Source organism: Gaoshiqia sediminis, from assembly GCF_025907915.1.
GTDB lineage: Bacteria > Bacteroidota > Bacteroidia > Bacteroidales > Prolixibacteraceae > Gaoshiqia > Gaoshiqia sediminis.
Genome location: NZ_JAPAAF010000063.1, coordinates 1 through 10,185 on the forward strand (window position 1 = coordinate 1; position 10,185 = coordinate 10,185).

The 10,185-nt window shown below is 44.9% G+C and carries 13 protein-coding genes; 6 read left to right on the plus strand and 7 right to left on the minus strand.

Features of this window, described 5'->3' with window-relative positions:
* Positions 1–49: 49 nt before the first annotated feature.
* Together N2K84_RS19400 and N2K84_RS19405 are read right to left on the minus strand one after the other, a co-directional pair.
* On the minus strand, positions 50–295 hold the full coding sequence (locus tag N2K84_RS19400; RefSeq protein ID WP_282593497.1) for a DUF5320 domain-containing protein: 246 nt from the start codon (positions 293–295) through the stop codon (positions 50–52).
* A 179-nt stretch (positions 296–474) separates the two neighbouring features.
* On the minus strand, positions 475–1,497 hold the full coding sequence (locus N2K84_RS19405) for a putative manganese transporter (protein WP_282593498.1): 1,023 nt from the start codon (positions 1,495–1,497) through the stop codon (positions 475–477).
* Between the two features lie 84 nt (positions 1,498–1,581).
* On the opposite strand from N2K84_RS19405, the gene N2K84_RS19410 reads away from it, so the two are divergent.
* The 6 genes from N2K84_RS19410 to N2K84_RS19435 all read left to right on the plus strand — a co-directional run bounded on the left by N2K84_RS19410 (position 1,582) and on the right by N2K84_RS19435 (position 5,260).
* Positions 1,582–1,965 (plus strand): VOC family protein, encoded by a 384-nt coding sequence (locus N2K84_RS19410; RefSeq protein WP_282593499.1) that lies wholly within the window; start codon positions 1,582–1,584, stop codon positions 1,963–1,965.
* A gap of 40 nt (positions 1,966–2,005) precedes the next feature.
* A complete protein-coding gene (gene hydG / locus N2K84_RS19415; protein WP_282593500.1) occupies positions 2,006–3,433 on the plus strand; it encodes a [FeFe] hydrogenase H-cluster radical SAM maturase HydG in 1,428 nt (475 codons plus the stop codon).
* 52 nt (positions 3,434–3,485) lie between these two features.
* Positions 3,486–3,836 (plus strand): ATP-binding protein, encoded by a 351-nt coding sequence (locus N2K84_RS19420; RefSeq protein ID WP_282593509.1) that lies wholly within the window; start codon positions 3,486–3,488, stop codon positions 3,834–3,836.
* Positions 3,837–3,860: 24 nt separating this feature from the next.
* On the plus strand, positions 3,861–4,190 hold the full coding sequence (locus N2K84_RS19425; RefSeq protein WP_282593501.1) for a hypothetical protein: 330 nt from the start codon (positions 3,861–3,863) through the stop codon (positions 4,188–4,190).
* A gap of 104 nt (positions 4,191–4,294) precedes the next feature.
* Positions 4,295–4,861 carry a DUF169 domain-containing protein gene (locus tag N2K84_RS19430; RefSeq protein ID WP_345894144.1) on the plus strand — a complete coding sequence of 189 codons (567 nt, stop codon included), beginning with the start codon at positions 4,295–4,297 and terminating at the stop codon, positions 4,859–4,861.
* 78 nt (positions 4,862–4,939) lie between these two features.
* Entirely contained in the window at positions 4,940–5,260 is a 321-nt protein-coding gene (locus N2K84_RS19435) for a cupin domain-containing protein (RefSeq protein WP_282593503.1), read from the plus strand.
* Between the two features lie 141 nt (positions 5,261–5,401).
* Here the strand turns inward: N2K84_RS19435 and N2K84_RS19440 are convergent, their stop codons facing one another.
* From N2K84_RS19440 to N2K84_RS19460, 5 genes are all read right to left on the minus strand, one after another.
* Positions 5,402–5,626 carry a hypothetical protein gene (locus N2K84_RS19440; RefSeq protein WP_282593504.1) on the minus strand — a complete coding sequence of 75 codons (225 nt, stop codon included), beginning with the start codon at positions 5,624–5,626 and terminating at the stop codon, positions 5,402–5,404.
* Between the two features lie 109 nt (positions 5,627–5,735).
* Positions 5,736–6,500 (minus strand): uracil-DNA glycosylase, encoded by a 765-nt coding sequence (locus N2K84_RS19445; RefSeq protein WP_282593505.1) that lies wholly within the window; start codon positions 6,498–6,500, stop codon positions 5,736–5,738.
* Positions 6,501–6,508: 8 nt separating this feature from the next.
* Positions 6,509–7,480: a radical SAM protein gene (locus N2K84_RS19450; protein WP_282593506.1), complete on the minus strand. Its 972-nt coding sequence runs from the start codon at positions 7,478–7,480 to the stop codon at positions 6,509–6,511.
* Between the two features lie 13 nt (positions 7,481–7,493).
* Positions 7,494–8,567 carry a class I fructose-bisphosphate aldolase gene (locus tag N2K84_RS19455; protein WP_282593507.1) on the minus strand — a complete coding sequence of 358 codons (1,074 nt, stop codon included), beginning with the start codon at positions 8,565–8,567 and terminating at the stop codon, positions 7,494–7,496.
* A 1,254-nt stretch (positions 8,568–9,821) separates the two neighbouring features.
* The coding region (locus tag N2K84_RS19460) for a hypothetical protein (RefSeq protein WP_282593508.1) at positions 9,822–10,185 on the minus strand (364 nt) is incomplete at its 5' end.

The following is a 10,185-nucleotide window of genomic DNA, read 5'->3' on the forward strand; positions in this document are numbered from 1 at the left end:
AGATCACAGCTCCTGAAAATGGATGACCAACAAGCAGAGCTATATCAAATTATATTGAAAAATTTTCCGGGTGTCCCATAGCGGAAAACAGGAGGCCGGCAGAAAACCAGTTCCAGTAACGTCCGAAACCAAAACCACGGCCACGGCTCATCCCGCGTCCAAATCCAAAACCGCGGCCCATTCCTGCGCCAAATCCTCTGTGATAACCCGGGGTTTCATTCCCCTCACAAAATCCAAGTGCTTTTCCGGTCATGGAACCTTGCCCCATGGGTCCGGTACGATCTCCTGATGGCATAATTTTAGAATTTTAATTATTTAACTTTTTTTATGAGGCAACTAATATTTTTTTGGACCCATATTTATTACCTCTGACTAGAAATTATACGACACAAATATAGAATTTGTTTTGGTCATAAGTTCATAAAGGCATTTGAAATCCGTTTTTTTTGCATCTCCATTAAATAGCGCTAACTTTTAGATTCCAATCTTTAGCAGAATAAATCCGATAACTATACCTACTGCCAGATTGATGATTTTTACTTTTAAAAAATCTTTTCCCGACTCAGCAAGCAAAGGCAACATCCCGTGACCGTCTTGCACGATGGAATTAGCTATCAGAATGCTAAAGGGCAGGAGGTTTTGCGAAAAAAGAGTGGCAAAAAGCAAATGCGGGCCCGATTCCGGGATAAGCCCCACCAATACAGCAACCAGTAAAACCCAATAAGAGTTATTTTGCAGCAGGTTGCTCAGTTCGAGATTCGACTGTACAAGATGCAAAATAATGAAGGCGCCCCATGTCCATCCAAAAATGCGCAGTAAGTGTTTCTTAATGATGTGTTTGTATAAATGTTCTTTCAGGAAGTGCTCGGGTACGGTTAAAAAAACAAAAAGCAGAAATAAACTTGAAACAAAAAAAAGGATTTTCTTCCAGCCCCAATCTGAAGAGCCAATGGCGCCAATTAGCAACAGAAAGATGAAAGTAACAGTAACCAGGACCAGCATAATCCGCTCAAATGAGATTTTTTTTAATTGCGGAATAATCTCACTTTTTACAAAACACGTACAATTTTCATGTTCGTGAAAAACAAACCCATGTGCCGCAACGGCTTGTTTCTTTTTAGTAAACAGGTGTACGAGAAATCCAGCAGCGACAGCAACGAGCAGCAGGATTAAATGCAACAACATGGCTTTTCCGGGAAAGAGGGCAAACATCACAAAGGCTTCATCGCCCGAAGTAGCAATCATCACCGTTACCAATCCGGCAAAGCCCATCATGCGGTGGGTGTATAGCGAAACCACGGTGAAAGCCCCCAAACAGCCAGGGGTAATCCCTAAAAATGCAGCTAAAATAATTTGTAGAATCGGCGATTGCTGCAACTTTTCTGCCCAAAGGTTTCTGCTTTGTACGTTAATATAATCGATCACAACCATCATAAATAGCACAAAGGCTGTAATCATGAGTGATTGCTTGAAAGTCGGAACAAAAATATCAACCATAGCTCAAAATTTAGATAAAATTAATCTGCTGAATGCATAAATGAACAATAGTTCATATAAATTTGTTCGATAAAAGACGGAAAGATGCTTCTGCACATAGCGCTAACAATTATTGATCCGGTGGAAATTGAAAATTTCTACAAAGAAGTGCTGCAACTCACCATCCGACGAAAATTTTTGATCAGTAGTGAAATGTCACAAAACATTTTCCAAACAGAAGAGGCTGCTGAAATTTATGTAATGGAGAATGAATCGGTGCAATTCGAGATTTTTATCAGTTGCGAAAAAGAAAAGAAAGTATTCTCTCATGTTTGCCTGGCCTACCGGGAAGCGAAAGATATATACGAAAAGGCTGTTGCATTAGGGTACAAAGCAATGATAAAAAGAAATCCCGGGAATGATACCTATTTTATCCGGGATAAAAATGAAAATCTATTTGAAATCAAAGATATACAGGTTGTCAACTAAAGAATAAAAATATGAATAGCCTGAGCAAAAATTTATACCAATGAAATTTACTCCTGAAAAATACCGTATCCCCGATCAGCCCTTGCAGCCCTTTATAGATGCCGGCGAAATATGGGATTTTCTCCAAAAGGCAACTTCTTCGCCTGAAAGAGTGCGCACCATTATCAGTAAGTCGCTGGATAAGCAAAGGCTGACCCTCGAAGAAACCGCGGTGCTGATTAACGCCGATGACCCGGAACTGATCGAACAAATTAAGGAAGGTGCACTTCGGTTAAAAGAAAAAGTTTACGGGAACCGCATCGTTCTTTTCGCTCCGTTGTACATTGGGAACAAGTGCATCAACAATTGCCAGTATTGCGGCTTTCGCACCGACAACAAGGAGGCCATTCGCAAAACCCTGTCGCCCGATGAAATCAGGGCCGAGGTAGAAGCCCTCGAAGATAACGGGCAGAAGCGGCTGATCCTGGTTTTTGGGGAACACCCCGAATATTCGGCCGACTTCATTGCGCAAACCGTGCGAAGCGTTTACACCACCAAAAAAGGAAAAGGCGAGATACGGCGGGTTAATATCAACGCGGCACCGCTCGACATCGAAGGGTTCCGCACCGTGAAGCAGGCTGGCATTGGCACCTATCAGGTCTTCCAGGAAACGTACCACCCCGAAGCCTACTACCAGTACCACCTGGCCGGTAAAAAACGCGACTACGTGAACCGGCTTATTTCGCTCGACAAGGCACAGGAAGCGGGAATTGACGATGTAGGAATTGGAGCTTTGTTTGGCTTGTACGACTGGCGTTTCGAAGTTCTGGGCCTGGTGCGCCATGCCAACCACCTCGAAGCATGTTACAACGTTGGCCCACACACCATCTCGTTTCCCCGGATAAAAGATGCGTTGAGCATGAACATGCCGCAGAAATATCATGTTAATGATAGCGATTTTGGACGATTGGTAGCCATTCTTCGGCTTGCCGTTCCTTATACAGGAATGATTCTTACTGCCCGAGAATCGCCTGTGGTGCGAAAGGAAGTGATGAAATACGGGGTATCACAAATCGATGGGGGCACCAAACTCGAACTGGGGGCTTACTCCCGAAGCCTCAACGAACAACAAAATCTGAATCGCGAACAGTTTTTTATCAACGATTCGCGCTCGTTGGACGAAATCATCGAAGAATTGCTCAACGAAGACTTCCTCCCTTCGTTTTGCACGGCATGTTACCGATTGGGGCGCACCGGTGAGCATTTCATGGAGATATCGGTGCCGGGCTTCATCCACCAATATTGTACACCCAATGCCATGCTTACCCTGGCCGAGTACCTCGAAGATTATGCCTCGGAACCAGTGAAAGAAAAAGGCTGGAAGGCCATTGAAGCCAATCAGCATAAAATAACCAACGAAAAACGGCTGGAAGAACTTCGCGCCAAACTACAACGAATCAGAAACGGGGAAAGAGATTTGTATTTTTAACAATCCGGGAAAAATGAGAGGAAAAGGAATGGGAAAAAGAGGAGCCCAACGGATGGGCCCCAAAAATAATCACAATTGGTGCACCTGTCCAACGTGCGGATACAGTACTCCTCACGATCAAGGAAGTCCGTGCCGCAACTCGCTTTGTCCGGTTTGCCGGGTTCCCTTAGCCCGGGGAGAAAAACCGACTGGTACAACAACGGAAGCGGCCAGCTTTAAAACAACAAGAAAGGACTCCCCAAGCGTAAATTCTGAACTTTGTATTTGTTGTGGAAGCTGCATCGATGTATGTCCGAAGGGAGCAATCATAACCACGGACGACGGAAAGGCTTTTATTGATGAAAACCGTTGTGCCGCTTGCCGTGTCTGTGAAAAAATATGTCCGGTGGGGGCTATTTCTTAAATAACGACCTTAAAACTGAAGAGAATGGCATGGAAAGACAATAAAGCAAATAAATTTTATCCTTCTCCATCCAGCGACACTCCCGAACCGAGGGAACAGAAAAACGCCAGTAAGCTGCACAATCCCGAACCGGAATACCACCATCGGCATGCCGATCCGGAACTGGAAATTTCCGGGGCTATGACCTTAAGCGAAGTATCGCAAAAATACGCGATACCTGTCACGAAATTAACTGAAGCACTCAACGTACCATCGAATCAAGCAGGTGAAAAAATCGGGCGGTTGAAGAAAAGGTACCATTTCGAAATGGACGAACTTAGAAGTACAGTTACCCGACTAAAGAAGGGCAACTAATTCATTAATAGCATTCAACAATTTCATCGGAGATGATTGAGGATCTGAAAGCAATATTTGGGCCCAAATGTACGGCAATCGCGATAAACAAGGATTTACCGGAAATGGTTAACATACCGTCAAATTCGATGAAATTGTGCGAAGCTGTAAATTACTCATTCTGCACTCCCCTAAAAATAGTACATGAGAATCTGGGATGTCCCGGTGCCCGAAGAAGTACGGGATTTGACAACGACGATTCGGCGCTGGCCCGAACGATTTCAGCAAACAGCCAAATCCCACTTCGGTTTACAACGGATGCATTACAGGAGATTCCCAAGTTGGAGGGGGTAAATTTTGTAGTGCTTGGAATTAGCGAAAATATGGAGACAGTGATCCAGCCGGATTTATATATCATCTATGTACAGCCGTATATGGTTACTAATCTGATGCACGTACTGGCAAAAAATGAAATAAAACCGGCAATTTCTCCTTTCTCACTGCTATCCATTTGCGGAAACGTGTTTGCCAATTGTTATAAAAATAAAGTCGTAACGTTGTCGTTTGGCTGTCCGGAATCACGAAAGCATGGAGGTGTCGAAAAGAGTGAAGTGGTCGTTGGGATTCCATTTAAATATGCCCGGTTCTTAGTTGACTCTCAGCTTAAAAATTTTATAAAATCCAACCGATAAAATATCAAATCGGGATAAGTCATCGTATAAAAAAGTGGTTTCATTGAAATAAATTGACATTAAAAGGAGGGCCTGGAGATGAAAGAACGAATGAATCTATACGACGATGCTCATTGGCAGGAAGCAACAGAGTACGGGAGCGGAGCAGAGAAAAAGACGCTGCGCGACCAGGATGGAAAAAAAACAATTCTGCTCAGGTTGCCCAAAGATTTCCACATGGCTGACCATACTCATATTACCACCGAACAGCACTTTATTCTGAAAGGAGAATACAAAAGCGAAGGTAAACTTTACCACGAAGGAGATTACCAGATTTTTAGTGCTCATGAGAATCACGGGCCTTTCGAGTCCGAAAAGGGTGCATTGGTTTTAGTTGTCTGGGATCCATATCAATCCTAACGTTAACGGCAGCAAGAAGAAAGGTTGACCAGGGCAATAAATCCTGATAACGGCAATTTATACAGTGCTGATAAGGAAGGAACGGGCTCGCGGGAAGGAATGCAATGCTCTGTTAAAGGGGTGGATGAAAAGAAAATCGTTTTATTCGAGCCAGGGATCCATATCTAAATTTGTCGCTGAAAAGATATCGCGGTGCTGGTACTCTGTTATTTCTCTCACTTGTTCCAAAAGTACGGAGGCTTCTTTATTTTCAGGATCGGTTTCCAGAATTTTCAGTAAGCAATTGATTGCCTGCCCATACTCCTGCCGGCTCAGATAGTTTTGGGCGGCAAGCATGATAGCCATGGTATTCGGGTCGTTTCTCATAAAGCGAAAGCATAAAACTTCAGTTTCAACTTCACGTTACAATCCTGAAAAAATAGAACGCTAAAAAGCAGGAGAAAAACGGTTGATCAGATAAAGAATTGCCCCAAACTTATTTCAATCCATTCAGTAAACTTCCGTCAGGGAGCATACGGTCCGGGTGATACTGTCCGTTTTCTTCCAGTTGATATCTTTTACAACTTGCCCAGTCACCTTTGCAATACAATTCAACCCATTTTTTGTCCAGCCATCCCTTCTCGAAATATTTCTTCATCGGGCATGTCGGGTACCACTTGCATGGCTTCCTGAAAACGGAAATTTTCCGGAAGTCCAGGCTCATTGCTTGTTTGATCAGCGGATTATACAAAGCGGCAGAAGGATGCCTCAGCGGATAAATCTTTTGCGTGCTGCAATAAATTAGTTTGCCGACAAAATCGGACGACAAAATGTTTTCGCGGCAATAGCGGGTCAAAATGAATTTTGTGGCATGATAGCCCAGCGGGATTAGAAATTCCGGTTTTACGATTTCGATTTCCCGTAACAGGTATTTACCGCAACTATTTTTTTCCTCGGTTTTGGGTTTTCGGTTTTTGGGTAACCGGCATTTTATCAGGTTGGTCATATATACCGAGGATCGTTCGAGGTCAATTTCTGCCATCAATTCATCAAGGACCTTTCCCGTGGGGCCTAAAAACATGCTGCCAGCTACATCTTCTGTTTCGCCTGGCGCCTGGGCAATAAAAAAGAACCGGGCATGTACATTGCCTTCACCGCAAATCGCATTTATTCGGCTGTTGTGTAACCCGCATTGAGTGCAAACTTTAAGTTGGGCACAAAGTTTTTTCAGGCGTTCTTCTTTGCTGAATAAGTGTGTCATGGCTCCTTTCATCCGGATCCGGTTAACCGGTCAATCATTTGCCGAAATTTCTTCAGGTAATAGGCATGTCCGCCATAGGGTAATTTTTCAACCAGCTTTTCTTTCAACAGCATTGCCAGAAGGTCTTCGCTGGCTCCGGTTTTTTGCATCAAGCCCAGCACGGCATCTTCCCGCATGGGGTGTACTGCCGTGATGCTTAACAAATCATCCCTGAAATTTCCGGTCGAAGCAAACGCGTTGCCTTCATAACCCGTCAGCAATTCAACATGAGCAATTTTCTCCTTGAAAATATGGTAGGCCGAATTGACGGTGGCTTCATCGGAAGGTTCAACATGGTTAAATGCAGGCGGGCGCGTTGGTATGGCCACGTAGGCCACATCCGGCCCGAAACTCTCGAGATACAAAGCGGTGTTTTTTAACTCGGATACCGAATCGTTTATACCCCTGACCAACATAGTTTCAGTGACCATCTTTCCGGTGAATTTTTTTCTGAAATCACGAATTCCGTCTGCAATCTGGTTAATATCTAATTGCTTGTGCGGAATGTTTAGCGTTTTCCAGGTTTCGAAAGTAAAGGTATCGGCTTTTACAGAAACAAAATCAGCTTTGAGAAGGTCGTGCTGAACCTCCGGCAAGTTGATCAGCGAGGCGTTGGTGATCACTGCAACAGGTACCTGAAGTAGTTTCAGTTGTTCGATTAAGCTCCCCAGGTTTATGTCCAGCGTTGGTTCTCCATCGGGGACAACGGTGATGTAATCCGGATAGTCGGTTTTATGCTGAAGCTTTGATAGCAGCTCTTTTACTTCATCGACCAGTTCCTCTGGTTCATAGAACACCTGCCGTTGCAGTTGCATCTTTAGCGATTTTCCCACCTGGCAATAGCGACAGGAATAGGTACAAACTTTATGGGGGATATTGTTCACCCCCAAGCTTAATCCTAATCTTCGGGAAGGCACCGGGCCATATACGCGTCGTTCCATGTTTGTATGATTTTCAGGCTACTGTAATTTCCTGGTGCAGATAAACATCCTGGATGAGATTTAAGAGTTTAATTCCGTCTTTCATCGGGCGCTGAAAAGCTTTTCTTCCCAATATCAATCCGGTTCCACCAGCCCTCTTATTGATGACGGCCGTGCGAACACCCAAGGAAAAGTCATCGGCTCCCGATGACGGCCCCCCGGAGTTTATCAGCCCGATTTTCCCCATGTAACAATTGGCAACCTGGTACCGGCAAAGGTCAATCGGATGCTCCGAGGTTAGTTTGGTGTACATATCAGGATGGGTTTTGCCGAACTTGAGGTCGATAAACCCGCGATTGGTCTCAGGCAACTTTTGTTTAATCAGGTCAGCTTTGATGGTAACCCCCAGATGGTTTGCCTGTCCGGTCAGATCAGCAGCTGTATGATAATCCCGTTCTTTGGTTTTGAAATTATTATTACGCGTATAGCACCATAAAACGGTCATCATTCCCAGTTCGTGGGCTCGTTCAAAGGCTTCGGCCACCTCAATCAGTTGCCTGTTCGATTCAGGCGAGCCAAAATAAACAGTAGCCCCAACAGCTGTTGCGCCAAGGTTCCAGGCGTTCTCTACACTTCCGAACATGACCTGGTCGTATTTATTCGGGTAGGTCAACAATTCATTGTGGTTTATCTTCACGATAAAAGGAATCTTGTGCGCATATTTGCGTGCATGCAACGACAGCCCCCCAAAGGTTGATACAACGCCGTTGCATCCGCCCTCTATGGCCAGTTTAATGATATTTTCCGGATCAAAATACGCCGGATTGGGGGAGAAAGAACTTCCGGCAGTATGTTCAATCCCCTGATCGACTGGTAATATGGATAGATATCCGGTGCCGGAAAGTCGCCCGTGGTGATAAAGGGAAGACAGGCTTTTCAAAACCTGCACGTTCCGGTCCGAGATGCCAAAAACGCTATCGATCACTTCCGGACCCGGTAATAGCAACTTCTCTTTTGGAATGCATGTTGCCCGGTAGGTCAGCAGATCTTCTGCTTCCTGGCTCAGATAGTCCTCGATCTGTGCCATGTTGTTTATTGGACTCTTCATTGTATTTCCCCATTTAAATTCTAATGTCATCTGTGTCATGCTCTTGCGGTAAGATGCTGCTGTCGGCAGTGTCCTATGCTTGCCTTCATGTAGCTTGCCTTGTTTTGAGTTCCTGTCCATTGGTTCTGATCGGCCCAAACGAATGACTGATCACCGTGTTTTTATTTACGATATTTACCTGGCAATAGTTTACAAATGTTCATTATGATTGGGCATTGGTGGTTAAGATCAGTGTATTTTTCCTGCTACTCCCTGAATTTCATGGATCCATTTTCCTGTTTTCGTCATTGGGACACCCAACAAACAAAAATGTCCTTCCGGACAGGAGTTACTTTTTGGATTAAGCCAAAAAGTAACCAAAAAAATCAAGGTTCACGGGTCTTTTGCACGAAAACTACGGAAACGGTCATGTCACTCGTCCCAACTCGTCGTTCCTCCTCAAACAGGGCCGCTTTCCAGTCCCCTTTCGAATTCCCTTCTCTGGTTTTCTAAGCAAAATCCCCGTAGGCCAGCCAAAAGCCGACATGCTCTTTCTTCGGCTCCTGACAATTTTAAAAATGCTGCTTCAGGAAGAAAACAATGACAACGCCGGGAGCCATAAATAGAACAGATGAGTAATTCGTTTTCAGCTTATCTCCATGTTGATCGGAGCGAGTGCGTTGGCCGTCAAAACGCCCGGCCGAGGGTTCGTTTTGACAAGATTTTTGCTTCCTTTTCATCGAATGGAAAAGGAAGAGCCAGTCCGGTTTGAGGACAAGAAAAGAATGGGAGGCAGACCTTGGGAAGGATGAAGGATGAATGTTGAATGATGAATGGGCGCTTCAAGCAAGCGTCATTGCGAATGAAGCGCAGCGGAATGAAGCAATCTTTAATGACGAATGAAATTAGACGCTGATGACGCTGACATTCGGAAGGATGAAGGATGAATGGGGCGCTTCAAGCAGGCGTCATTGCGAATGAAGCGCAGCGGAATGAAGCAATCTTTTGCTCATAGAGAACTTCCGTCAAAGCCGGGCAAGCTTTCAACGACTCAACGTCATACCGAGCAGCCCCGGATCCCGAGGGGATCGAGCCATCCATCACCCCTATTCGAATTTGGGAATTGCGACCAATAAAAACCTTATTCATTTGACAAACCTTAGTAGAAAAAAATACCGCACCGAACCTCCTACCAACCTTATTACCTTCTATAAAATGGGTTTACACGAATACGGGAATAAGGTTTAAAATGCTGTCAATTTGCACACAACGCTACTAAGGTTGAGGAACCCAAAATAAGGTTTTTGGGAAATCAGATTCCCTTCCCTGGCTTTCTAAGCCCCCCGCAGGCCGCACCATAAAAAAATGCGATACCAAAGCAACAGATTCCAATGCCTGCTCGTGCTGCGTGGAACCCGGATCGAAGCGAGTGGGTGGGCCGTCAAAACGCCCGGCAGAGGGTTCGTTTTGACAAGGTTTTTGCTTCCTTTTCATCGAATGGAAAAGGAAGAGCCGGTCCGGCTTGAGGACAAGAAAAGAATGGGAGGCAGACCTTGGGAAGGATGAAGGATGAATGGGGCGCTTCAAGCAGGCGTCATTGCAAATGAAGCGCAGCGGAATGAAGCAATCTTTTGCGCAT

Coding starts and splice junctions, on each gene's coding strand:
- N2K84_RS19400 (WP_282593497.1), bottom strand. CDS start 295: ATGCCATCAGGAGATCGTACCGGACCCATGGGGCAAGGTTCCATGACC.
- N2K84_RS19405 (WP_282593498.1), bottom strand. CDS start 1,497: ATGGTTGATATTTTTGTTCCGACTTTCAAGCAATCACTCATGATTACA.
- N2K84_RS19410 (WP_282593499.1), top strand. CDS start 1,582: ATGCTTCTGCACATAGCGCTAACAATTATTGATCCGGTGGAAATTGAA.
- hydG (WP_282593500.1), top strand. CDS start 2,006: ATGAAATTTACTCCTGAAAAATACCGTATCCCCGATCAGCCCTTGCAG.
- N2K84_RS19420 (WP_282593509.1), top strand. CDS start 3,486: ATGGGCCCCAAAAATAATCACAATTGGTGCACCTGTCCAACGTGCGGA.
- N2K84_RS19425 (WP_282593501.1), top strand. CDS start 3,861: ATGGCATGGAAAGACAATAAAGCAAATAAATTTTATCCTTCTCCATCC.
- N2K84_RS19430 (WP_345894144.1), top strand. CDS start 4,295: ATGGTTAACATACCGTCAAATTCGATGAAATTGTGCGAAGCTGTAAAT.
- N2K84_RS19435 (WP_282593503.1), top strand. CDS start 4,940: ATGAAAGAACGAATGAATCTATACGACGATGCTCATTGGCAGGAAGCA.
- N2K84_RS19440 (WP_282593504.1), bottom strand. CDS start 5,626: ATGAGAAACGACCCGAATACCATGGCTATCATGCTTGCCGCCCAAAAC.
- N2K84_RS19445 (WP_282593505.1), bottom strand. CDS start 6,500: ATGACACACTTATTCAGCAAAGAAGAACGCCTGAAAAAACTTTGTGCC.
- N2K84_RS19450 (WP_282593506.1), bottom strand. CDS start 7,480: ATGGAACGACGCGTATATGGCCCGGTGCCTTCCCGAAGATTAGGATTA.
- N2K84_RS19455 (WP_282593507.1), bottom strand. CDS start 8,567: ATGAAGAGTCCAATAAACAACATGGCACAGATCGAGGACTATCTGAGC.